Consider the following 24,904-nt stretch of genomic DNA (forward strand, 5'->3'; position numbering starts at 1 on the left):
CGCCGCCCTCGCCGCAACCGACGAGGAAAAGTGCGAGAAGAAGAAGCTTCTGGCGCTGGGCAAACGCGAACTGTGCCTCCAGAAGGAGCGAGCGAAGGAGGTCCTGGGCAAGACGCCGAACGTGGCCGGGTGCGCGGAGAAGTTCGACAAGGGGATCGCGGCGGCGGAGAAGAAGGCGACCTGCCGCTGGCTGGAGAACGGCGACGGGACGGCCACGGACCTGAACTCGGGGCTTCAGTGGGAGCTCAAGACGGACGACGGCTCGATCCACGACAAGGACGACACGTACGTCTGGGGCGGTCTCCTCGGTGGTGGTCTGTTTAAGCCGGACGGCACAGCGTTCGTGGACTTCCTGGGGACCCTCAACGGGGGCAAGATGATGCCAAGCGCCGTGACGACGACGGGATGCTTCGCGGAAAAGTGTGACTGGCGGCTTCCGAAGATCGAGGAGTTGCTGGGGCTTCTGAGCCACCGCGCCCCCTGGATCGACGCACCTTGCGAAACTTCGCCGTGCACGACGATTCCGGGCGAGACCGTTTTGTCGTTCTACTGGTCGTCCTCTACCATTGGGGACGACTCTTCCAGCGTGTGGGTCGCGAACTTCGACCATGGCGGCTTAACCGACCGCGGTAAGTGGGGCGACCTTCATGTTCGTGCCGTCCGCGGCGGCTCGTGAGGTCGATGATTCCGCTACACGCCGCGTTGACCGCTAGAAGTGGCCTGGGCCAAAAAGGACCTTGATGTCGGCTACCGTCCTTCAGCTCGATCCAGGCAGCTTTGCCGCCCGCGCAGATATGGACGTCCGGCACGCCAGGGCTAGTGGCGCTTTCGATCCGCGTCGCATGGACGCCGCCCAGGCGCCGTTTCAGGGCAGCCCAGAGGTTCGCTTCAGCAGGCATTTTGAGCCCCATTTTGAGCCCCACGGCAGTGATAAACCGAGCAATGTGGTGAGACTCGCTGGAATTGATAGTTCAATGAAACCGGGCGTAATCTGACTCGATGTGACGCCACGCACGCCCTTTTAGCGGACTTGAAATCCTCTGGGGCGTAAGCCCCGTGCGGGTTCAAGTCCCGCCCCCGGCATTGATTAGGGTCTGGTTTCCAGGGGTGTTTCAGGGTCCCGGACTTCCATTGGCTCCCAGCCACAGGGTGCTGAGGAAATTGGCTCGTGAAGCCCATTTGGAGGCTTGTTTACATTCCAAGTACCGCCCGACCGTCCTCTGGACGGAAGTGGCATCAGTCGAGCGCGGGACAAGATTTGGGCTTGATCTCGTTCGGGTTTTGCTCACCCAGATAGATCCCGATGATCTGCACCTCTTTGTCGCCGACAGCGGAGCCGACGTGGCACCAGTCGATGGCCTCGACATAGGCCTCACCCGCCGAAAAAGATCGCTTGCCTCGGCTTCCGTAGTCGACCCCCAGCGTTCCCGATATCACGTACGCGAGCAACGGAATGGCGTGCTTGTGAGGTCCGGTCTTCATGCCTGGCTCGATAGTGATCTTGAACGTCTGGATCAGAGGCGTACCAGCCGGAAATGAATATGGCTGGCCGAGAACGGTCTTCGATGCCTCCTCTATGGGGATCGGTTCGGCACGGATGGCCTGATAGGGCTCGGTACCCGATTGGTGATCGATGGCAACGGCTGTGGAAGCGCTCGAAGCGACGATCACCAGGATCGCAAAGCGAATAATGAGGTTGCGGTCTTTACGAATCATCTGCTCTCTTTTCCATGTTTCGAGTCCATGCGTCGAGTCGTCGGATTATTTGGACGCGAATGACGAAGCCCTGCTTTGCGTGGGTGTCGAAGCCGAGCCGTTCGTAGAATTCATGAGCCCCGTCGCGGTGGGTGCCAGACATCACCATATAACAATTCGCGCCCCAACAGCAGTCGAGCATCGCCCTCAGAAGTGCCGAGCCCAGCCCTTCACACCGACGGTCGGGCGCCGTCCATACGTTTTCAATCACGGAGTACGGGCGGCCGCCTCGGTGAGATTGGGGACGACGACGGCGTTATATGTCGACAGGAGCGGTAGCCCATCGAAGGCTCCCGGCGGGATTCCCGGGGCTATGCTGAAATTATTCTACCAAGACATGTGCGGGCAAGTGATGTGATGGATTTGATTGAATCAATCCTTTTATTTGGGAGCCCTGTTTATGCGTCCGGCTGCAGTTGAAGCCCGTTTAGAAATTGCAGCAACAGTTCATCGCTGCAGGCGCGAAAGTTTTTGCTGCCGGGTTTGCGAAAGAGTCCACTAAATTCACCGCGAGACAGCTTTGCACCACCTTTTTCAAATTTTATCAGCATGTCATCTTGCTGAAGGTTGAAAGCAATCCGCAGTTTTTTGAGGACTTCGTTGTTCGAAATATCCCTCTCGTCGAGACTCGGAGGCTCTCCGTCCTGGCGCGGACCCCGCTTCGAAAGAATCAGGCCTTCGAGTACGCATCGCATTTGCTCATTGCTGCATTCGGCTAGTAACTCAGCTGACGGGCCTGCGGCCAAGGGTCGATCGCAAAGTTGGAATAGCCCGCATAAATCCTGCTCACTCAGCGTGAGAGCCCGACATATAGTTTGTAGTAACGCGTTGTTCTCCATGCTGGGGAGTAGTCTTAATGGAGTCCGAGACAACTTGACAGTCTCTCCACCTCCGCCAGAGCAGAGGCCCAGTTGCCAGGCACGATCGGAGCAGGTGCGGCTGCGACTCTCAGGTGGCCGTGGCCCGGTCTCGGTTATCGCCAGCCCGGAGGAAACTCCGATTTTAGTCGAATCCGCTCATGTCTGCATCCCGACGCTTTGGCCCGAGCCTTCGAACAGGTAGAGCAGGGAAGCGATCCGGAGGCCCGATGCGTGTCGACTATGCCCAGCTGAACAAGACTATCGTTGCACTGCTTCAACGCGAGACCGATGAGGTCGCCATCATGGCGACGTTGGCCTGCGAGGTGCATCATAGCGACGATCGTTTTGATTGGACCGGGTTCTACCGAGTCACTGCGGGGGAGTTGCTGAAAATCGGTCCCTACCAGGGCGGTCACGGCTGTTTGGTCATCCCCTTCGCCCGGGGCGTCTGTGGCGCGGCAGCCCGGACCGGTCAGGTGCAGTTGGTGCCCGATGTCGAGGCATTCCCGGGCCATATCGCCTGTGCCGCCTCGACGCGGTCGGAATTGGTGCTGCCGGTCCGCAGCGGGGCGGGGCACCTCGTCGGCGTCCTGGACATCGACAGCGATCAGCCTGACGCCTTCACACGAGAGGACGCCGACCAATTGGCGGACATCCTCTCAATCAGCTTCAGAAACTCAAAGCCGGACGGTCCGTTATAGGTGACCAAATCGTCCTCCAAATCCGGTTTCGCGTCCATACGAGCCCTTTCCGGAACTCGTTTTCGATCAAATTGCCGCCGCAGTCGGATGTCCGTCCGAAACCGCTGCAACGGGCGATCTGCCCTCGATCCTCCAGACCCGCCAATCGGAGGGGGCGACAGGTGGCAGTCGGCCTGTCGTTGGTTATCGATGAGTTGATGCGGATTTTCGCCTTTCTTCTGAGCTTGCTTCTGGCGGCCTGTACCGAAGGTGGTGCCGACAGGAAACCTTCGGGTTTAAGTCGTCCCTCGCCGGACCAGCCATTTGCTCTGGATCCATCGCGTCTCGATCGCCCGGTACCCCTCTTTCCTGCCAATGACATGGACCGCGATCCGCAGAAACGGGCGTACTTCGGCGACCTTCATGTCCATACAAAATGGTCGATGGACGCTTTTATCTTTGGCGGTACCGTAACCCCGGACGAGGCCTACCTGTACGCCCAAGGCGAGGCCCTGGCGCATCCGGCCGGGTTTACCATGCAACTCCGGGAGCCTCTCGATTTCTATGCCGTCACTGATCATGCGCTTTTTCTGGGCTTGAGTGCGGCAGCTGCCGACCGGGAGCACCCGTTTTCCAGCTATCCGGCAGCGGAGCCGCTACACGACCTGAATCGGGATGGGAATCGGACCCTTTTATCCATTCCGGGACGGCTGGGCTTGTTCTCCAAATTTGTGCCCGGAGTCCTCGATGGGCTGCGCGACGAGTCGATTCCGCAAGACGACGTAGCGGCCATCAGCAAAAGCGCCTGGCTGGATATCGTCACGGCCGCAGACGCGCATTATCAGCCTGGTTCGTTCACCACCTTTGTTGCCTATGAATATACTTCCGGCGGAGGTGATGGCGGCAGTCTGCATCGCAATGTGATCTTTCGCGACTCGGTGGGACTCCCCGCCGAGCCATTCTCCCGTTTTCATTCGCGCGACCCCGAGGGACTGTGGGACTGGCTGGACGGTCTGCGCGCCGACGGGGTCGAAGCATTGGCGATTCCCCACAACTCCAATGCTTCGGACGGGCAGATGTTCTCGCTGGTCGATTGGGCCGGCGATCCCTTCGATCGCGATTATATCGCCAAGCGGATGCGCAACGAGCCGTTATTTGAAATCAGTCAGGTAAAAGGCACCTCCGAGACGCACCCGTCGCTTTCGGACACCGACGAGTGGGCGTCTTTTGAAATCAAGCCTTTTATCGGTAGCAGTTTCGAGATTAGCGAGCCGAAAGGAAGCTACGTCCGGCAAGCTCTGCGAGACGGTTTGGTGATGGCCGATCAAGATTTGGGGAACCCCTACGCGCTGGGCTTCGTTGCGGCCAGCGATTCACATACGGGAGCCACCACGGATAATGAGGCCGACTTCTATTCCAAGATCGGCCTACTCGACGCGACCCCCGAACTACGGGGCTCGGTACCCTTGCCGTGGTGGCAATCGCTGGCGATCGGCTGGATCCTGCCCAAGCGCGTGGTCGAGCTCGAGGGGCAAACCTATGCCCGCACGCCGACCACTACTTTCGGGGCGTCCGGACTCGCTGGTGTCTGGGCGGAGGAGAATACCCGAGAGGCCCTCTATAGCGCGTTTCGGCGCAAGGAGACCTTTGCGACATCCGGGCCCCGACTGCGAGTCCGGCTCTATGCCGGCTATGGTCTGGGTCCGGATGTCCTGGAGGATCCGGCGCGATGTGCCACCGAATGTCCTTCCGCTGTACCCATGGGCGGCGAGTTTGAAACGAGGCCCGGAGAAGCCCCGCAATTTCTGGCATGGGCGGTCCGCGACCCTTTGAGCGCCCCGCTGCAACGATTGCAGATCGTCAAGGGCTGGAGCCATAACGGTATATCGGGAGAGGAAGTCCATGATGTCGCCTGTGCTGTGGGCGTCCCCGACCCCGAAACGCACCGGTGTCCACAGGTGGCGGCGCCGGTCGACCTGGGCGATTGTTCCTACACCGAGAGGCCAGGCGCCGGAGAGCTTCGAGCCCTCTGGTCGGACCCTGACTTCAACGCGGAGGAAAGAGCCTTCTACTATGTTCGGGTTCTCGAGAATCCGACTTGCCGATGGTCAACATGGGACGCTCTGCGCGCGGGGCTTCCGCCGCGGTCGGACCTGCCCGTCACCGTTCAGGAGCGGGCCTGGTCTTCCCCTGTCTGGCGATTGCCTCTGTCCTGAAAAGCGTGGCTCAGAGCCCCCGAACGCACCCGAGGGGCATCTTGGGGCGGGCATGCGGGTTTCGGATCCGAGACGTTCAGGAACTCGAGTTTCCAAGTCATTCCTCAATACTGCGCCGGGTGAGGCGGAAGACGAGGATTTTTCTTTCCGTGCGGGTTTCGTAGGTATCCATCTGTGGAATCGTCTTCTTGATTTGAGGCCAGAGTCGGCTTTTTTCTTCTTCGCCGAGGACACGAGCCCGGGCCGAAAAACGCTCTCCGCGCACCTGCACCTCCACCTCAGGGTCGGCCTCGATGTTATAGCGCCAGCCAGGATGACGCTCCTGGCCCATGGCACTTGCAACGACCAGGAAGTCGTCACCGTCTTGATGGAAGGCAAGTTGCACGTGCCGTGGCTCGCCCGACTTCCGGCCGGTCGCCGAGAGCGTCAGCATGGGCAGAGTCGGGATTCCGGTCGAGGTGAACCGACCACCTGTCGCACGGAAAAGGATCGGATCGACTTTGGTAGCAAAGTTGCGGACGATCCAGGACCCGGCCCGTGTCGCCGAAAAAGCGTTGATCAATTTCGAGTACACAAGCACTTTCCTAGCATTGGTTTTGCCGCGAGGCTCGCACGATCGCGAAATGGAACCCCCTCGCAAACCCCGATTGCGTGAGCCGATACGTTGGAGGCGGGGACGGGCCAATCACAGGTTTTCTGATCGACTCCTTGTCCCGCTCGCGCGCCAGCGCTCCGTTGGCGCCCGTGATAACCGGTCGCTGCCGCGTCCCTCTCCTCTGCCGGGCATGGGAGATCCGGCGGGCGAGCAGGAGGTTCAGGAAAACGGCCCCGAGCCTGCCACTCGAATCGTCTATGTCTTTTTCTGTCTCGTCAGGATAGGAATTTTTCCATGCTCCTCAAACGCACATCGCAGAAAGTCGCCGGCCCGATTCTCGCCGCGCTTGGTTCGCTGACTCTGTGCAGCTTGGGCTGCTCGGATCCAGCCACCACCTCAGGCACTATTCCTGCCGCCACTCCTGAAACGGGTATTGTGGAAACCGATAGAGACGTGATCGAGCGCGGGCACCGTGAGAAACAGATGGCGGCCGATATCGAACCCAATGAAGTCACGGCGACGGTCACACGGGCGATCGCCCGTGAGACCGAGCGGATTCAATCGCTGCCAGGTCGGACCGGAATTCTCGCCGAACGCTGGCAGTATTCGGTTTTCGCCGAGGAAGTCATCATTCGTGATTTCTTTCAGGACCGGAAAGAGGGTTTCTTCCTGGATGTCGGGGCCGCCTGGCCCGTTTACGGGAGCAACACCTACTATCTCGAAAAGCACCTGGGTTGGACGGGCATCGGTATTGATGCGCTCGCCGACTACGCGCCCCACTGGGCGAAGTTGCGGCCGAAATCGACCTTCCTCGTCTCTCTCGTGACCGACAAAACCGGCGGCAGTGGAAAATTCTTCAAGTCGGCGGGGCTGGGAATTTCCTCGACCGACCGCGAGCATGCCGCTGGTCGAATGTTCGGGGTCGATGTGGAACCCGAGGAGATTTCGGTACCGATGGCCACGTTGAACGATCTCCTTGATCGTGAGGGCATCACGAAGGTGGACCTGGTTTCCATGGATATTGAGGGCCACGAACTCAAGGCACTGCGGGGTTTCGACATCGAACGGTTCCAGCCGGAATTACTCGTGATCGAAGGGAATCGCCCCGAAGTCCGTCGGTACTTCGAGCGTCGCGGCTACGAACAGATCGACCGCTATCTGGAGATAGATCGTGGCAACCGATACTTCCAGCGCAAACAGAGCGCGGCGAACGCGCAGGGGGATTGAGGTCCAACGGTGATGAACCTCGGAGCGGACCGCACCGGCGATGATGGTGCGAGTGCCTCCCCTCAGGCCTTGCTGGAGCACCAGGAGCTGATCTCCAGTACCCGAGAAATGGTACTTGCCAATGCCCGGACCACGAGCCGCGAGAGGCGGGTTTTCCAGGCTCGAACGGAGCGGGGAAGGGTGGATCAAAAGGCTCGCTCGGGAAAAAAGTGTCGCGGCCGAGAAGGCAAGTCGAAGCGCCCAGTGGGCCGGGTCGGGCTTGACGAATGGAACGTCGTTGAGGCAAAATGAGACACTATGTCTTGCAAGCACCGCTTCCCCTTGTCCCGAAAAATGAAAGACGGATGGACGCGGGACCCAGCAAGAGGCCCGGTCCGTCGGACCGACGCGGCGAGCCCCTCCAGGGCAGGCCATCCGGCCTTTTTTTGCATCTGAACGAATCATGGCTGGCGTGCGAGATTTCATATCGATCCTGGCCTTTGGCCTCTTTCTGCTCGGTGGATGCACCGAGCCCCCCAAACCACCCAATATCCTACTCATCTCGATCGACAGCCTTCGCAGTGACCATCTGGGGGCCTACGGATACTTTCGTGACACGAGTCCTAATCTCGACGAGCTGGCTGAAGGTGGCGCGCGATTTGAAACAGCGATTGCCCCAAGCCCTTGGACTCTTCCTTCTCATGTCACGATGATGACGGGGAGGCACCCTGCCGCCCACGGAGTGACCACGAACCTGCGCCGACTCGGAGAAGACATACCGACTCTCGCCGAAGCCCTCAGGAACGCAGGGTATGCGACCGCAGGCTTCGTCTCGGGGCCCTACCTGCGGAACGTCTTCGGGTACGACCGTGGCTTTGACCTCTACGACCAATCCATGGCCGACGTTACGCCGGAAGCCTCGCGGACGGGAATTTCCTCTCCCCAGCTGATAGCCGCGGTCCGGGATTGGCTTGAGCAACATCGTCGGAACTCGCGTCACCAGCCGTTCTTCATTTTTCTGCACCTTTGGGATGTGCATTACGACTTCCTTCCTCCGCCCCCTTGGGACAGCCTTTTCGACCCAAACTACGCTGGATCGATCGACGGTCGCGATATCGAGGGTCTCAGCCCCGATATTAGCGAACAAGACCTCGCCCATGTCGTTGCGCTCTATGATGGCGAGATCGCTTTCACCGACAGCCAACTGGGCGTCCTCTTCGACTCGATGGAGGAACGCGGCCTTCGCCAGGACACGCTCATCGTCGTGACCGCAGACCACGGCGAAGAATTTCTGGAACACGGCAGAATAGGGCACGCCATGCAGGTCTTTGACGAGTCCCTGCGGGTTCCGCTGATCATTTCCTTTCCCGGGAGAATCGAGCCGGGATTGGTGATCGAGGAACAGGTCCGGCTGATGGACTTGCCCCAAACCGTCCTTGGGCTGACTGGGATCAAAGCACCACAGATTGGAATGCCGGCCGACGCGCCGATCCGGAGCATGGATTTGAGCCCCTGGTTGCGAGACGACTTCCTGAAGGGGTCTTTTCCCGAGTTGGTGGCTTTTCCCGAAAACCGCATCTGGGGTTCGGGAAGAACCAGCGTTCGAACGTCCACGGACAAGCTTATTCGGGACGGCGCGTTGGACTACTACGAAGTCTTTGACCTCGGGGCCGATCCCGAGGAAAGAAGCAAAAGGACAGGACACGGCGATGACCTTGCGCGTACCTTGTTCGAACTGCTCGAACTGGAGCGAGGCTGGCAGGAATGGCTGGCGGCGACGCCCGTCGATGCCCCCTTCAGCCGCATCGACGGTGGACTGCGCGCACAGCTCGAAGCTCTCGGTTACGTCGAGTCCGAGCCCGGGACCGTCGCCCCGCCCGCAACCAACCCGCCGGGGCCGAGCAAGCCTGCTCCTTCCCGCTGACGCCTGAAGCCACTCGGACCAGTTCCGCGGCAACCTACCGTCGGGCCCACCAGCGGCTCCGCCCCCGAGAATCGCCGCGCAAGACGTACAGAGATTTAGGAATGCCGTCAGTTGTGCGAAGATAGACACATGTTGCGCGCCGACAAGCCTGCCTTTTTCTGGGCGCTCGGACTTCTCGTGCTCTCCCTCGTGGTCTATCGATCCATCCTGCCGGCACCGGCGACCCTCTCCCCGTACCCGGCAGATACCTTCAGCCGGCTGGGCCAGTCTTCGTTCAACCCCGTGAATCTCAGCTTCGGAGATCGATCGATGGTCATGGCTTCGCTCGCCGCCAACGGCGACCGAATTCTCAGAAACCCGCTCCAACCGTTGGGCGAAGGGCAATGCTTTCCGACCCCGGACGCCTTCACCCTTGGCGAACCCATGTTGACGACCTCCTACATGGCTGTGCCTTTTTATGCTGCCACGGGCGAACCGATCCTGAGCTATAATATCCTCTTGATCCTCCGCCTCTGGCTCGCCGGACTCATGATGTTTTTTCTTTGTCGGAGACTCGGGCTCGGAGATCCTGCGTCGTTCCTTGCCGGTGCCGCATTTGCACTGCAGGCGCCCCGACTCGCCGACACCGATCACCCTTACGTGTTTGGCGACCTTTGGTTTCCGCTCATTCTCCTGGGCACAATTCGGTTGATGGCAAAGGGCGGACTGGTAAATTTCGTTCTCCTCCTCAGTGCAGCCCTTCTGCTCCTTGGAGAGTCGATCTATCCGATCCTGGGCAGTTGCTTGCTCCTCGCAGCCTACGGTCCTTTCCTGATCTGGGAATACCGCACGCGAATGCACCGATGGATACTCCCGCTCGGCGCGGCTCTTGGGCTTACTCTTGCCGCGGCCTTCCTGCTCCTGAACCCATGGCTGATCGCGGCCGAGACCTGGGGGACCGTGGGAAGCCGTTTCTCGTACCCCGCGGGACTGGACAAGCTCCTTCCAGGAGGATTGGTTTTCTGCGGCCCAATCGTGCTGGGGCTTGCCTTTCTCGGGACCATGTCGCCATCCCGTGATTCGTTCCGACCTGACTTACGGAAGGCCTCGATTTTCGCCTTTCTGCTGATATTGTGGAGCAGTCTCTATCGAACCCAGATCCCCGGAACCGAAATCCATATTCCTTCCCTGCTGAGCATCGTCCGGGCCGTGGTGCCCGGTGCAGATTCAGTTCGAGCCCTGGCTGCCGTGGCCAACCAGGCAGGCTTTCCCGCGGCGCTGCTTGCCGGCTATGGCGCACACGTGCTCCTGTCCCGCGTCAACGTTCGGCAGGCAGGAGTGCTGACGCTCCTGCTCGCTCTCCTGATCCTTGGCGTGCGCTCCTATGGTCCCGTCACGAGACCCCTCTTTGGACACCTGCTCCGGATCGACGCCATATCGATGCGACCCGCCGAGGAAGATCTACAGATCTATGGCAGCGATCTCGACGGTCCAATTCTGGAAGTCCCGACCTACTTCAAATCGGGCCAATTACAGCGTCTGGATCCGGGCCGATTCCTCCTGATGGGCGCCTGGAACCCCAAGGTCACGAGCACTTGCTACAATTCCTTCGCTACGCCTCTGCAGCAGCAGATCGCGGATATCGCGGAAACTCTTTCTGACCCGCGATCCGCTCAGGCCCTTGCGTCGCTGGGATTCCGAACGCTGGTCGTTCACGAATCAGCCGACCGGGCGATCCAGATGCCTTCGGACGCCGAGCTTGCCGAGGCGGGGTTCGACTTCATCTCCCAGGGAGAAACTGTGCGCGTGTTTCGCATGCCGGCGGCGCCGGCCACGATCCAGGACCCACGCAATCTCGAGCTCACGAAGGTCTCTCTCCAACCGGGCAAGCCGGCCGGTCAAAACATCCTGAATACCCGCTTCCGAAACTCTTCAGATCATTCCTGGCTTCACCCGCAACCCTTCCGACCCACTGGCGTCGTCGCGCATTGGACCTCCCTCGAGAGCGATGAGGATTTTCAAGCCGAAGCCGTCGGGATGCTTCCGGTAGCCCTCGGCCCTGGCCAGTCGAGCGAGGTCCAGTGGGAGACCGAACTGCCGGACGAGGGAAGCTGGCAACTGGAGCTGAGCCTTCGCGACGGCCAATTCCTTGGAATCGGCAGGCTGGACTTCCAAAACCGGTAAAGAAAGTATGATCCGAAACTCCAGCGCCAGATCAAATGGCCCCGCGAACCACGTGCACCAATGCAGGGTTCCTCAGCCGGAGCGGGAGGCTCCGGTTTCTGCTTCCGCGGGCATATCCCGAAGGAGGATCGTCAGCGCAGAGGACTCTCGGCGCCCGGGTTGGGCTCGCCGAGAGAAGAAATATGGCGGCACGCGGCCTCGGCTCTCGTATCAGGATCGTTTGGGTCGACTGGACGCTTCGCCGGTTTCCCACGCCTCGGGGTCGATCGCATGCAGCATATCGCGGTGTGCGCCCATCGTCCGCGGCCACTGGGTAACGATGCGACCGCTCGGTCCACGGTAATAGTCGCTACATCCGGCAAACCAGACGCCGATGGTTTCGATCTCTTTTTGCAGAAGGTCGTTGTAATCGGCCATCACGTTCGGCTTGACGTCGATCCAGTCGATATCGTCGGTGGCGAGTCGTTCGATATGCAGCATCGCATGCTCGACGTGGTACTCGATCATGGTGATCAGGGAGTCGCTGTTGGTGTTTGGGCCATAGAGCATGAAGAGATTCGGAAAGCCCGCGGTGGTCACGCCCTGGTAGGCGATCGCTCCGTCGGTCCACGCATCGCCGATGCTGCGGCCTTCACGTCCACGAACATCGATGGCTGAAAGATAGCGCGTGGTCTTGAACCCGGTCGCGAGGACCAGCGTATCGATTTCACGATCTGTGCCGTCGGCGGTGCGGATCGAGGAAGGAGTGATCCGATCGATTGGTTCAGTCACCAATTCAAGATTCGGTCGATTGAAGGCTGCGTAGTAATCGTTGGAAAAGAGAGGCCGTTTGCAGCCCCATGGATGGGTGGGGACCAGATTTTCGCGTACCTTCAGGTCTTTTACCACCGACATATTCTGGTGGCCGGCCGCTTCCATATCCGGGCGGAGCATGTCGAAAATGCCCGGTCCGCCAGCATTCAGCTGATTGAAGATTTGGTCGCGAATCTCCTGGGCTGCGTTGGGATCCTTTCGAAAATGGTCGAGCACTTCATCGGGATAGGGCGTGTCCTCCTTGGGCAGCACCCAATTGGCCGTGCGTTGGAAGTAATGCACCTGGGCTGCGTCCTTCACGATCTCGGGCACGAACTGCACGGCGCTGGCCGCACTGCCGATTACCCCGACACGCTTGCCCGCCAGATCGTGTTCCCAATCCCAGCGCGCAGAATGAAACTGCTTGCCGGCGAAGGTATCGAGGCCCTCGATCTCGGGGTAATTCAGGTCATTGAACATCCCGATGGCGCTGACGACCGCATCGCATCGGATCTCTTCGCCGGAGGCCAGCGCCAAAGTCCATTGGGCCTGATCTTCAGCCCAGCTCACGCGTTTCACCTCTGCGCCGAAGCGACAGTGGCGTCGCAGGTCGTATTTATCCGCGCAATCCTCGAGGTATTGGAGAATTTCGGGCTGCGGCGCGTAAGGACGGGACCAATCCTTTTTGACCTCGAACGAGTACGAGTAGAGATGCGAGGGGATGTCACAGGCACAACCCGGATAGCGGTTGTGGTACCACGTACCGCCTAGCCCGGGCGCCTTCTCGAGGATTTCGAAGTTCTCGAATCCGGCTCGACGCAGATGAACCCCCATGCACAACCCACCTGGGCCCGCCCCGATAATTACAATACGCAGATCGCGCTTTTTTGCCGTTTTCGTCATTTCGACTCTTCTCCCTCGACCAAATGCTTACCCCATCAGAACACGACAAGGTGCCCTTGCTCAACTCCTGATGCTCTCCGCGCTCTCGGGCATTTGTGACTTCAGCTTGGCATTTGAGCTCCCTGCTCGCCGGAAGGCAGTCTTGGCGGCCGCCGCTTGGAGCAGCCCCCCCCTCGGCACCCCGATGCTGTCTACGGATGGCAGTCCCGCAAACTAAAGTTAGCTTGAAATGCCCTTTGGAGGTCCTTTTTCGCTGTTTTGGGTGCATGCGGGGGCGGCACGGAAGCTGCTCTTACCAAGGCAGCACCCGATGATCCGAATACCCGGAGTCTGGAGGATGCACGAAAAGGAATGATGAAAATGGTTAAAAAGGAATCGATCGCAAGCAACCTCGACTGCACTTCGGGGCAACGTAAAACAATCAGCACGGCCTTCTCTGGCTTCCTGCGTCATACCATAGCGGGCGCGGTCGTGGGAGCGACCCTGCTCGCGCAACCGTTGGCCGCAATGGCGGTCCCGGGGGGCCTCGATACCGCTTTCGGACCGGGACCCTGCCTGCCGGGGTATCCCGGCTTCACATCTGTCACCTTTAACGGACCGGGCGGCTCCTGTCCGGACGATCAGGTGATGGGTATTTCCGGATCGGGCCGCGCTCTCCTCTGGCAGTCCGCCGTCGGCTCGGCGGAAGAGGCGAACGAGGGTGCATCGACCGAGATTGTTGTGGGCGGATCAATCAATCTGGGCTTTGAGAGCGAAACAGGCGAAATCCAGACAGCATTTACCTCGGTAGACCTCAACGGAGACCTTGTGCCGGAATTTCGGGATGGCGGAGCGGCAACTTCACGCGATGGCAAAATGACTGATATGTACGGTGAGGTCGCGGACCTTCTGGGGCGCGACAATGGTGCCGGGAAGCGTGACTTTATCGCTCTGGTGGAATCGGGTGGTGGTAGCGGTTTTTCGCTGGCGAAGTTCGGTCAGGACGGCTCGAACAAGGGACGCAGCTTTCGTTCCTACATCGCGCGTAACGGAGTGGCCGGCATGGCGGATGTCGATGGGAGCGATTTTCTCGTCGTTGCTACTGACCGTGATGCCAGCGGCAAGTCCGAGGTTCTCGTTCGTCGTTTCGATGCGACCTTTGGGCATGTCGCGCTGGGCGGTGCCACAGAGTACCGGATTGGAAATAGTGCCCTGGCGTCCACCGGGAAATCCTATAACGCAAGCTCCGTGTTCGTCGATCAGGACTCTGGCAGCCTCTACATCGGTGGATCGGTAAACTATATCGTTGGCCGGATTGGTGTTCTGCACATTGACCCTGTCGTGTTCAAGGTAGATTTGGCTACGGGAAAACTGGATGCGACCTTTGGCACCAACGGCATGGCCGCCTTCTCTTTTGGGGGAGGCTATAGTACGGTCGCTGCGGTCAATCAGTTGAGCGACGGTACGCTCGTGGTTGGCGGCAACACGCAGGTTCCCGCCATGTCGGGCGGCTTCTTCAACGGCATGGTGGTGGCCATGCTCGACAGTGCCTCCGGCTCAATGGTGAACGTCCGTCAGATCACACTTTCCAATGGCAAGATCGCTGCGATTGCGGTCGACAGTGTCGACCGTGTCGTGGTCGCAGGTAGCGCGGATGGCCCGACCGCCCAACAGAGCCCGGCTGTGGCGGTTGCACGGCTGATGCCTGACCTCTCCATGGATCCTCTGTTCGGCGTTGGCGGCATCACGGTAGCGCCGGCTTCCGACGATGAGAGCCGCGCCCTCGACGTGATTGTCGATCCCGTGATGGGTGATATCTACGTTGCTGCCGAAGCAGAGTTTCCGGGCTTCATGGGCACGCAATATCCGCAATTGACCCTTGGACGTTTCTTCGGTGGTCCGAATTGCTTCGATGGTCGGATCGATCCCAGCGAAGCGGATACAGACGGTGATGGCATCGAGGATCGTTGCGATAACTGCCTTTCGACTCCCAACCCGGATCAGTCCGATCTGGATGGTGATGGGCTCGGTGATGCCTGTGACAACTGCGATGACGTTCCTAACCTCGACCAGTTGGACAGGGACGGCGACGGCGCCGGTGATGTCTGCGACAACTGCGTCGACACTCCGAACCTGGACCAATCAGATGTTGATAGTGACGGTTTTGGAGATGTCTGCGATAACTGCATGGACGTTTGCAACCCAGACCAGGCAGACACCGATGGTGACTGTTCGATCCACGCGCAGGGGCCCAATCAATGCGGCGACGTCTGTGATGTATGCCCGAACACCGATGTGGAAAGCACGATGTGCAACAGCATTCGCAGCGGCAGCAACCCAGAACGTGCGAACGTGGACTGCTGCCTTTCGGATCCCGATTCGGCACCTGTCGTAGAGGGTATCTCCGTTGGCCCTGATGGCGAGTCTTGCACGCTCTCGATGGTTGACGAGTATATCGAATCTCAAAACGATATGGTCGAGCTCAAGTTGCCTCACGGCGTCGTCACCGCCGACACCAGCTTCTCGATCGAGGAACAAACTCGCAGCAAGCTGGAGCGGGTAGCCACCGGCGACTACGGACACTACTGGGGGGGGCTCGGCGAAAACTCCGGCGCGACCCACGTGGTGAACGTGGAATTCAACCCGGATGCGGGATCTTCGGCGATGACATTCGCCAAGAACGTCGTGATCAAGCTGAAGTGGGAAAACAAGACGGGTACAGACAAGGTGGTTGGTACGAACAAGAGCGAGAAGAAGTTCGCGCCTCGCTGGATCGATGCCGATCCCGGTACCAGCTCGACCTCCCCGGCGACGAACAATCTCATTGCGGGCATGTGCGAAGACCAGCAGTGTGGCTCCGTCGACGCTGATGGTTTTCCGCTGGACTGGGGAACCGACAAAGACGGAAATCCTAACGTCCGGTTCGATGATGCAAGTCTGCGGGCGTGTTGCGATATGGCCAGGAACTTCTACGCCTTCGAGACCTCCCACTTCAGCAGCTACGCGGGAATGACGAAGAATTGCTCGGAAGCGGTGCGACCGTCGATGAAAATCAAGAACCTGCACCGTTCAGGTGCCCAGCAGAAGCTCGATCTGCGATTCGACATGGTGGTCGACCCAGAGGAGGAATTGACCTGGAACCCGGCAGAGACGGGCATCCGAGTTCGACTTCAGGCCGACGGCAATGCAGTCCCTGTGGACCTGGAAGTTCCCGGAGGGCTTTACAGCCGCGAAACCGGCGAAGGTTGGAAGGCGATCAGGGGTGGCTTCAAATGGGCGAGCAAGCAGGGACCCGGCGGTCTCTCCAAGGTTATCCTGAAGGATCGCGGTCAGGGTCAGATTCAGGTCAAGGTGCAGGGCAAGGCGATGCTCCTTGCCACTTCCATCGGGAATGCCCTCAAGGCAAGTGTCGACCTGACGCCCAAATCCTTCTCTCCCTTCTGCGCGGAAGCCGGAGAAGGTGATTCCTGGAGTTGTGTCATGAATCGAGGGGGTACGACCATGACCTGCCGCTAAAGCAAAAGGGAGGGGCAGTCACCGGCGCTGCTTCCTCCAGCATCACCATCCGTCGGAGGGGTCCCCGCGAGAGCAATCTGGCGGGGATCCTTTTTTTTGGACGGCGCATCGAAGCCGTACCGCGGGCCACGCACGGACACGATGTACCAGGGCCCGCGGTGACGCGGGACCGCCAGGCCTCGCGGTTCAGCCTGTCGGTCGGGAACCGCTTCCAGGGTGCGCAATTCGGGCACGCATACCCAACGAAAACGACGCGCATAAGGACGGCTGGCTGCGGAAAGTGGAGGGAGACCAGTACCAAATCAAGGAAGCGAATATCGCGCCTTATCATGTCGATGCGACGCTTCCCGACCATCGGCTGGCGGATAAATGCAGTCTGGTTCCTGCACCTCGTTTGATGCCGACGGATTCCCGGACGATTGGGGTGGAAACACCCGTTGCGACGAAGCCTCAACAGGAACTGTGGATGAGTCGACGTTGGGAGCCTGCTGTGGGGCAACCGAGAACAAATATTGTTTCGAGGTCGTCCACTTCAGTACCTATGCGATTCTTGATCCGAACTGCGGGCTGACAATCTGGACCGCAGCAAGCTCAAAGTCCTGAAATTGGAAAAGGAGGTCGGCCAGCAGAAAATCGTCTTCTCGACGGAATTCACAGTTCCGATCGATGATACCAGCGGCGAGCCCGATCCGGCCATCGACCCGCTGAACAATGGATTCCGGATCGCGTTGGTTGATGAAGACGAGGTTGCCGCGCCCACTCTCTGGTCCGGTAGCGTGGAAGGCGGAGCCTATGACAAGGCCACCAAGACGGGGTGGAAGGTGAACAAGGCCGGCACGACCTGGACCTTCAAGGGGCGGGACCGCGAGGACGGGATTATCAAGGTGGTTGTAAAGACCCTCTACCGCAAGGAGCCCGGTCTTGTGAAGGTGAAGGTAGTGGCGAAAAATGCCGCCGTGGCGGGGGTGGACGGGCCCGTGCAGGGGGAGATCAGCCTCCATCCGGCGGGCTTCTGTGATCGATGTGCGCAGACGGCCTTCAGTGTGCCGCCAGCTGCGGAATTCTGCGTGGCGAACGGGGCTGGCACGGGTTTGATCTGTCGCTAAGCCATGGATCCGGTGCGCCAGACCATAGACTCGTTTCGCCTGCTCGAGTGCGGGAGTGCCGAAGTCTCGGCTCAGCACGTTGAAGTTGATCAATCGCGTTTTTATTGACGGATCAATGGCCAAAAGGCAAAACAGGATTTCTTATGTCGACTTATTCCTATCTGCGAAATCTCCTTATCGTTATGCTGGTATGCTCTGCGGTGCCGAGCTCGGCCCAGATTTGCGCCGGTGATCCCTGCGTTGTCAGCGGGGAGCATCGTGTTGCGGCAGGCGAGATTCTGGATCTGGGCGATTCGGTGACCTTGAGGATCGCTTCCGATGCCAGAATTATTCTCGAATTCGGCGGCAGCGAACCGGCCACGATTCGAGCAGGGAGCATTCTGGTGGACGCGGGTGCTCGTTTTTTGATGGAACCCTCAACGATAGTTCAGGCCCGCAGGCAGTGGGTGTCGGACTTGCATCTTTCCGCAACCAACGCGATCCAGATCGGCGCGCCGTCCGGGCCACCGGTAATGGGCCTGCGGGGGCCCTCGCTGAAGCTAACGGCAGGCGGGGATTTGAGCGTTCTGGGGCCTTTTGAATTGCGGGGAGTGGAGACGGATGCAGGAAGTCTCGATGCGGTTGCCGGTGGGAATCTTCAGATCATTGGCTCGCTCGATCTCTCGGCCGATGGGAAACCCCAGGGGCTTGAGTTTGCCCCAGAAAGCGGTGGTCTGACTCTGGATGCTGGCGGCTTCGTGTCCGTACCCGGCGATCTCCATCTCGGCAGCGTTGATGGGTCCGCTGGAACCCTCGACGTCGAGGCCGGGGGCAATATCCAGATTTCAGGCGCAATTTCGATTGCAGGCGGGAAGAAAGACGAGGGCGATGGGGGTGCTATTTTCCTGCATTCACTCGGTGGAGACATCCGCCTTGCCGGCAGCATTACGGGATCGCCGGGTAGCAGCGCCGAGGACTGCGGAAGTGCGGTCGAAATCGAGCTCAACGCCTCTCCTTTCGCGAACATCGATTTATGCAGTCGCAGTCGGGCAAAGGGGCCAGGCAACATTTACCTGGACGGAGTCCTGAACGTACCGGGGGATGGAAGTGCGGAATGTGAAGGCGCCTCGGTATCGGCCTGCGCGGGGGGCCGGATCGAGCAGGGACCGCTGGGCGAATTGCACGCGAGTTCCAAGCGTGGCGTGGGCGGAAGTCTGACGATGCAGGCGGCGGGTGGGATCCTGCTCGGAGCGGTGGATCTTTCCTCGGCCAATGGCACCGGCGGCTTTGTCGATACCATCGCGACTTCCGGTGAGATTCGGTTTGCCGGAGATCTGGACACCAGTGGGAAGCGGTCGCAATTCGATTTTGGTGGTATCATCTACGCGACTGCTTGCCGCATAGCGATAGAACCCGAGAGCGAATTACTGGCAGGTGGCAGCACGAACGGTTGTTTTCCGTCAGATCCCGACTGCCCAAAAATCTTCGCCGTAGCCAACCTTGCTGCGGGAGATCAACTTCGCGTCGGGGGCCGGGTAGCAGCAGGCCATGCGGTTCGGCTGGCGACGAGCGGTCTTGCTCCCGAAATCACCGGATCGGTTTCCCCAACTCCGGAGATATCCGTGCTGCCGGATTTACCGACCTGCGGCGATCTGCCTGGGGAGTGCGGCGACGGAACCCTCGATCCTGAAGAGATCTGTGACGATGGCAATACATTGGACTGCGACGGTTGCCGTGGGGATTGCCGCGCGACGGATGCAGTCTGTGGCGATTCGATTCTCGAATGCGACGAACAGTGCGACGATGGAAATGAGGAAGACGGCGACGGCTGCTCGGCGCAATGCCGACTGCCTACGGGGGAGGGCTTGCGCATACCTGGACCGATCGCGCGAAGCGGCTGTCTCGCCGCCTGGAACCTCCGGGGCAATTCTCTAAGCGTGGTCGGGTCGGGTGTGGCCTCTCGACGCCAATTCTGCACCGACGGGGATCCGGGTTGTGATCAGGATGGTATAAGCAATGGCCAATGCGAGGTCGCGGCCGCGGTCTGCTTTGGCTCGGCGGCCCCGGCCTTTCCTCAGTGTGCGGAGGCGCAAGTGGCTCGCGCGACTCTCAAGAGCCCCCGATTCCCCAAGCGCTCCGGTCTGATTGATGCCAATGCGATCACGATCAGCGATGCTTTCAAGGACACCGGAGTGACGGTCTTTGCGGGCACTCGCGAGCTCCATTCTGGAACTTCGATCGCGTCAGGCACGTGTACGAGCGAATTTTCCTTGGAGATTGCAGCCGGCCGCCGCGCCCGTTTCGACATCGGGGCACGGACCGGACCTGGCGATCGTCGCAAGATGGTGCGCAATCCACTCGATATAGAATGCGTCGTCAACACAGCTAGTTGCGGCAACGGACAGATCGAAACCGGCGAATCCTGCGATGACGGGAACACAGCGAACTGCGACGGATGCTCCTCTCGCTGTGTCCAGGAGGCCTGCGGGAACGGAATTCTCGAGTGTACCGAAGAATGTGAATCGGGAACGGGCGATGACGGCCGATGCTCCGATACCTGCCTACTTGAAGCTCCAGCAGTGCGTATTCCAGGAGGTCTTCGCCGAACCGATTGTCGTTTGAGTTGGGCGCTTGAGCATGGGGCCGAGGCGATTGCCATGGACCGCTCCGGGATTCCCTCGCGAGTGCAGGAATGCACGGACGGTGATCCGGAATGCGATTTCGATGCGGCCTCAGGCGTCTGTGGCTTCCGTGTCTGGGCATGTCTGGGTGAGGCGGACGAGCGGATTTCATGCGCGGCCGAGGAAATTGACGGGGTTCGCGCCCTGGGGTCCTGGAGACAGCCGGCAACTCTGAAGATCGCCGGCGTGCTCGCCGGGCTGGAGTTCCCCCTCGAGCCGGGTGGAGAGTGCACGCGAATGGCAACGATCCCTGTTCCTGCCGGTGGCAGGCCTGCATTGGTTGGTGCGCGTGCCCAAGCTGGTAGTGGCGGTGATCGGGACCGTATACGACTCAGCTGCCGTCCCTAGGTCGGCGCCGCCCCTGTTGGATGCCCCTCTGGCCGCTAAATGCGGGGCTCTTCGTTGCGAGTTTGACGAAGGGCGGCAGATTGCGCCAGAAGGAGCCCTAATGGCCTCGCTGGTCTGGTGAGATTAGCTCGTAGACGTAATCTCGGGCATCGACGGTGCCCGTGGCCCTGTTCGCGACCATGACCAAGCAACAATGCAAAACGCCTAGCGCTGGACGGAGAGTAACTGTGGCAAAAGACCCCCTGACCGATAGCCTGGCGGAAGATCTGCCGCCCTATGAGCCCCAGCGCATCATCGATGCCTCATTCCCCGAGCGGATTCGATTGGCCTGCACCACGTGGGCGGACTCGAGTCCGAACCGGCCGAGCGTAATGGCGCTTTACTGGGGCAAATACTTCATCGGCCTGATCGGGATCTGGGCCTTTTGGTGCAGCTTCAACGTTGGCTACCCCGGATTCCTTCAGTTCGGGGAATGGGCGTTTACGGCCGAGGCCTTCAAGAAGGCGATCGTCTGGTCGATGACCTGGGAGCTTTTGGGGTTCGGGTGCGGTTGGGGGCCGATGAATGCGCGTTTCGACAAGTTTTTCGGTGGCTATCGCCATTTCGCACGCCCCGGCACCATCAAGCTGCCGCTATTTCGCGGGGCACCGCTGATTGGTGGCGACACGCGGAACTATATCGATGTGATCGCCTATGTTCTGGCGCAGCTTTCTCTGTTTCGGGTGCTCTTTGCCCCTGAGGTCACACCCGCTTTGCTGCTTCCCTGTTTCGTGCTCGTCGCCCTGAACGGAGTGCTCGACAAGACGCTCTTTCTCGCCGCCCGCTACGAACACTATTGGGTCGTGATGGGCGCGATGATCTTTGCCGCCGCCAATGATCTCTGGATTGCCGGTGCGATGCTGACCTGGTCATTCATCTGGATCTGGGCTGCGGTATCGAAGTGGAACGGCCACTTCCCCTCGGTGATCATGTTCATGATGAACAACGGTCCTTTTTTTCCGAAAGTCCTGAAGAAGCGGCTTTTCCGGAATTTTCCCGACGATCTCCGTCCCTCTGCGATGGCCAAGAAAATCGCAATCTTCGGCCATATCTCCGAAATCGCGATTCCCTTCATCCTTCTTGCCGCGGCGCTTACCGGAAGCACTGAGCTGCTGCTCGCCGGTTGCATTCTCTTGACCGGCTTCCACGGATTCATCGGCCTGAACAACCCCAATGGGATGCCGGTGGAGTGGAACATCCTCATGATCTATGGCGGTTGGTTTCTCTTCTGGTTCCACCCCGAAATGTCGGTACTGGACATGAGTGGGATGCCGCTGCTGCTGGCGGTGATGCTTTTCTCGCTGGCGGTGGTGCCGGCATATGGCAATCTGGTGCCCTCGCGCGTCTCGTTCCTGCCCTCGATGCGCTATTACGCTGGCAACTGGGCGTATAATGTCTGGCTCTTTCGGAAGAATGGATCGGTCGAGAAGCTGAAAAAGCTCAAGAAGGTCGGCGGCACGGTCAACGACCAACTGGCCGATCTGCTCGAAGACCCCAAGGAATTTGAAGTCGCCAAGGTGATGATGGGCGTGAGCAGGTTCATGCATTTCGAAGGCCGTCCGCTTTTCGAGGCGCTGCCTGTCGCGGTGGACCAGATCGACGAATACGAATGGTACGAGGGCGAGGTTCTCGGCGGCACGATTCTCGGTTGGAACTTCGGTGATGGCCACCTGAACGGCCATCAATTGGTCCGCGCTATCCAGCCCCTCTGCGAATTTGAGGAAGGCGAACTCCGGGTCATTTCCGTCGAAGGTCAGCCGCTCTTCGGTGAGACGATGCACTGGACCGTCTACGACGCCGCCTCCGGCGAGGTCGCAAACGGCGAGACCCAGATGTCCGATTATGAAGAGCACCAGCCCTGGCCCGTCGGGGACGTGGCCAAGGCTCTGGAGTAGTCGCGCCTAGCCCTGCAAGCAGAGACGCTGGTAGCGTCGCATCAAGTTGAACGCGGAAGAAGATCGGCGATCGAGGCGAGTCACGCGGGCTGCAGCTTCATCGTAGGCCTTCCCACCAGCTTCTGTGGCAGCGCATCCGGACGACTCCCGGGTCACCTTGGTCCAGCCCGCGGCGTCGAGTCCGTCGACACCGCAGGCACCCGCCCGATCACAATCAACCTTTTCAGCAGGAACGCACCTGCCATCTTCCCATACGCGACTGGAAGCCTCGCAATCAGCCTTTGTCCCCGCCGCTGCGTTTGCCCGCGCCTCGGTCAGGCCAAGGGCCAGCAACATTCCCAGAACGACTATTGAGTACTTCATCCGATCCCTCCTTGCTATCTGGCCCCGACGTGGGCGGCCAGAGTACCCGCTCGCAGCAGGTCCTTCTGGAGGTGCAGACGTTCGACTCCCTCAATGATTACCGGATCGCTGAAAAAAAGGAGGGTTTATCTGAAAATGATCTTTTTCGAATTTTCGGATCGCCAACCACCAAGCCCCACCGACTGGTTCGGTGCAATGGCCGGTCTAGGATGAGGCGGGGCGGAAACGCGGCACGGCAAGGTCCTCGCTCATATCTTCCCAGACAACTTCGACGGGCATGCCGATCTCGATCTTCTCCGGATCGACGTCCACCAGATTCGACATGATGCGCAAGCCACCGGAGCCTTCGAGGGAGATGACCGCAATTACGGTCGGCAGCGGCTGATCGGGTGCGATGGCGCGGTGGACGGCCGTGAAGGTGTAGACCTCACCGCGGCCGGTGACTTCCTGCCACTCGGACTCTTCCGAGCGACAGGTCGCACAGACCGGCGAGGGCGGAATCCGCGTCGCCCCACAGGCGGTGCAGCGCTGAACGACCAATCGATGTTCGGCGGCATGTTGCCACCAGGGCAGGGTGATATTGTCGGCCATCGGCGACGGCATTGCATCCGGAAAGAATCTCTCGCTCATTTCTATTTCCTTCCCAACAGCACGGCGCTCGAAGGAACGCAGGCACCGCTTGTCACCAGGCAGACCTCGGCATTGTCGACCGGGCTGGTGCTCTCGCCGCGCAGGGATCTCACGCCCTCGACGACATGGTTGAGTCCGTGGATGTAGGCCTCGCTGAGGCTGCCGCCGTGAGTATTGGTCGGCAGACTGCCGCCGTCCCAGGCAAGGGCACCCGACTCGATGAAGGGGCCGCCTTCACCACGCTCGCAGAATCCGTAGTCTTCCAGTTGCATGACTACGCAGCCTGTAAAGTGATCATAGATCTGGGCCACATCGACGTCCTTGGGCTGCAGGCCGGCCTTGCCCCAGAGACGACCGGCCATCTCTTCGCAGGCACCGGTAGCATAAATCTCGTCGGCGACATTGGCGTTGGTAAACGGGCCGAAGGCAAATCCCTCGGGCGCGCCTTGCTCACTTGCGAGGATCTCCACGCGAGCCGCTCTGAGGTCGCGGGCACGTTCCTCGGTCGTGACCACCACCGCACACGCACCGTCGCTCTCGAGACAGCAATCGAAGAGCCGGTGCGGATCAGCGATCATCGGGGAGGCAAAATAATCATCGATATTCATCGGCTTGTGCCCCATCACGGCTCGCGGATTGCGACTGGCATGCTCGCGGAACGTTACAGCGAGCTGTCCGAGGTGTTCCGGGCGGGTGCCGTAGAGGTGCATATGACGACGAGTCGGCAAGGCATAGGCAGCGGCGGCCATGAGCATTCCGTAGGGCATCGCGAAGCCCATCGATGCGGCCATGGGATTCTGGGCCTGCGTCACGGTGGGCGTCGGCGTCTGGGCGCCCCAATCGTCCACGCCAGCGTTACCGAAACGGAAGAACTGCCCCTGACACAGAGAGCGGTAAACAACCACAACCTCCGCCTGTCCGGTTTCGACCGCCATGGCAGCGTTGCCGACGGCCGCGCAGCCACCGCCGCCACCCGGGAGCCAGACCATGTTGGCGTAGCGCAAAGTCGGAAGACCGAGTTCAGCGGCTAGAAAGACGGCCTCATTTCGATCCTCGGCGAACGAGGACATCCCGTCGACGTCGTCGATGGTCAAGCCAGCATCGTCAACGGCATTCAGGATGGCCCGAATGGCTAAAGTGTGTTCGGGGGTATCGGTGATCTTGCCCCAACGGGCGTATTGCGTTTCTCCGACTCCCACGATGTGCGCTCGGCGACTCATGCTGCTTGCTCTCCTTTCAATCTGCTCGGCCGCGGCAGGCCGAGGGTCGTCCGA

The 24,904-nt window shown here is 60.0% G+C and carries 18 protein-coding genes and 1 tRNA gene; 12 read left to right on the forward strand and 7 right to left on the reverse strand.

Features of this window, described 5'->3' with window-relative positions; genetic code table 11:
• On the forward strand, positions 1-676 hold a 676-nt coding region (locus P8K07_03285; protein ID MDG1957543.1), incomplete at its 5' end, for a DUF1566 domain-containing protein.
• A 304-nt stretch (positions 677-980) separates the two neighbouring features.
• Positions 981-1,083, forward strand: a tRNA-OTHER gene (locus P8K07_03290).
• A 153-nt stretch (positions 1,084-1,236) separates the two neighbouring features.
• On the opposite strand, the gene P8K07_03295 is transcribed toward P8K07_03290, so the two are convergent.
• Positions 1,237-1,716, reverse strand: coding sequence for a cupin domain-containing protein (locus P8K07_03295; GenBank protein MDG1957544.1), 480 nt, complete (start codon positions 1,714-1,716; stop codon positions 1,237-1,239).
• 437 nt (positions 1,717-2,153) lie between these two features.
• Positions 2,154-2,501 carry a DUF1456 family protein gene (locus tag P8K07_03300; protein ID MDG1957545.1) on the reverse strand — a complete coding sequence of 116 codons (348 nt, stop codon included), beginning with the start codon at positions 2,499-2,501 and terminating at the stop codon, positions 2,154-2,156.
• 341 nt (positions 2,502-2,842) lie between these two features.
• Here P8K07_03300 and P8K07_03305 point away from each other — a divergent pair, with 341 nt between their 5' ends.
• Positions 2,843-3,316 carry a GAF domain-containing protein gene (locus tag P8K07_03305; protein MDG1957546.1) on the forward strand — a complete coding sequence of 158 codons (474 nt, stop codon included), beginning with the start codon at positions 2,843-2,845 and terminating at the stop codon, positions 3,314-3,316.
• Between the two features lie 161 nt (positions 3,317-3,477).
• A complete protein-coding gene (locus tag P8K07_03310) occupies positions 3,478-5,511 on the forward strand; it encodes a DUF3604 domain-containing protein (protein MDG1957547.1) in 2,034 nt (677 codons plus the stop codon).
• 97 nt (positions 5,512-5,608) lie between these two features.
• Here the strand turns inward: P8K07_03310 and P8K07_03315 are convergent, their stop codons facing one another.
• Positions 5,609-6,085, reverse strand: a complete 477-nt coding sequence (locus P8K07_03315; GenBank protein MDG1957548.1) for a nitroreductase/quinone reductase family protein — start codon at positions 6,083-6,085, stop codon at positions 5,609-5,611.
• 315 nt (positions 6,086-6,400) lie between these two features.
• Here P8K07_03315 and P8K07_03320 point away from each other — a divergent pair, with 315 nt between their 5' ends.
• From P8K07_03320 to P8K07_03330, 3 genes are all read left to right on the forward strand, one after another.
• Positions 6,401-7,333: an FkbM family methyltransferase gene (locus P8K07_03320; GenBank protein ID MDG1957549.1), complete on the forward strand. Its 933-nt coding sequence runs from the start codon at positions 6,401-6,403 to the stop codon at positions 7,331-7,333.
• A 451-nt stretch (positions 7,334-7,784) separates the two neighbouring features.
• The gene (locus P8K07_03325) at positions 7,785-9,236 is read left to right on the forward strand and encodes a sulfatase (GenBank protein MDG1957550.1); all 1,452 of its coding nucleotides are present in this window, start codon (positions 7,785-7,787) and stop codon (positions 9,234-9,236) included.
• A 129-nt stretch (positions 9,237-9,365) separates the two neighbouring features.
• The gene (locus P8K07_03330; GenBank protein MDG1957551.1) at positions 9,366-11,399 is read left to right on the forward strand and encodes a hypothetical protein; all 2,034 of its coding nucleotides are present in this window, start codon (positions 9,366-9,368) and stop codon (positions 11,397-11,399) included.
• A gap of 210 nt (positions 11,400-11,609) precedes the next feature.
• On the opposite strand, the gene P8K07_03335 is transcribed toward P8K07_03330, so the two are convergent.
• Entirely contained in the window at positions 11,610-13,094 is a 1,485-nt protein-coding gene (locus tag P8K07_03335; protein ID MDG1957552.1) for an NAD(P)/FAD-dependent oxidoreductase, read from the reverse strand.
• 360 nt (positions 13,095-13,454) lie between these two features.
• Between P8K07_03335 and P8K07_03340 the strand changes: the two genes are divergently transcribed.
• The 5 genes from P8K07_03340 (at position 13,455) to P8K07_03360 (ending at position 22,637) form a co-directional block, all read left to right on the forward strand.
• Positions 13,455-16,589 carry a thrombospondin type 3 repeat-containing protein gene (locus P8K07_03340; protein ID MDG1957553.1) on the forward strand — a complete coding sequence of 1,045 codons (3,135 nt, stop codon included), beginning with the start codon at positions 13,455-13,457 and terminating at the stop codon, positions 16,587-16,589.
• A 369-nt stretch (positions 16,590-16,958) separates the two neighbouring features.
• Positions 16,959-17,192 carry a hypothetical protein gene (locus P8K07_03345; protein MDG1957554.1) on the forward strand — a complete coding sequence of 78 codons (234 nt, stop codon included), beginning with the start codon at positions 16,959-16,961 and terminating at the stop codon, positions 17,190-17,192.
• 2 nt (positions 17,193-17,194) lie between these two features.
• Positions 17,195-17,695: a hypothetical protein gene (locus P8K07_03350; GenBank protein ID MDG1957555.1), complete on the forward strand. Its 501-nt coding sequence runs from the start codon at positions 17,195-17,197 to the stop codon at positions 17,693-17,695.
• A gap of 143 nt (positions 17,696-17,838) precedes the next feature.
• Positions 17,839-20,703, forward strand: coding sequence for a hypothetical protein (locus P8K07_03355; GenBank protein ID MDG1957556.1), 2,865 nt, complete (start codon positions 17,839-17,841; stop codon positions 20,701-20,703).
• 227 nt (positions 20,704-20,930) lie between these two features.
• Positions 20,931-22,637: a DUF3556 domain-containing protein gene (locus P8K07_03360; protein ID MDG1957557.1), complete on the forward strand. Its 1,707-nt coding sequence runs from the start codon at positions 20,931-20,933 to the stop codon at positions 22,635-22,637.
• 6 nt (positions 22,638-22,643) lie between these two features.
• Here the strand turns inward: P8K07_03360 and P8K07_03365 are convergent, their stop codons facing one another.
• The 3 genes from P8K07_03365 to P8K07_03375 all read right to left on the reverse strand — a co-directional run bounded on the left by P8K07_03365 (position 22,644) and on the right by P8K07_03375 (position 24,850).
• Entirely contained in the window at positions 22,644-23,000 is a 357-nt protein-coding gene (locus tag P8K07_03365) for a hypothetical protein (GenBank protein MDG1957558.1), read from the reverse strand.
• Between the two features lie 204 nt (positions 23,001-23,204).
• Entirely contained in the window at positions 23,205-23,630 is a 426-nt protein-coding gene (locus P8K07_03370) for a Zn-ribbon domain-containing OB-fold protein (protein ID MDG1957559.1), read from the reverse strand.
• A gap of 2 nt (positions 23,631-23,632) precedes the next feature.
• Positions 23,633-24,850, reverse strand: a complete 1,218-nt coding sequence (locus P8K07_03375; GenBank protein MDG1957560.1) for a hypothetical protein — start codon at positions 24,848-24,850, stop codon at positions 23,633-23,635.
• Positions 24,851-24,904: the final 54 nt, after the last annotated feature.

The organism is Candidatus Binatia bacterium, from assembly GCA_029248525.1.
Classification (GTDB): domain Bacteria; phylum Desulfobacterota; class Binatia; order UBA12015; family UBA12015; genus UBA12015.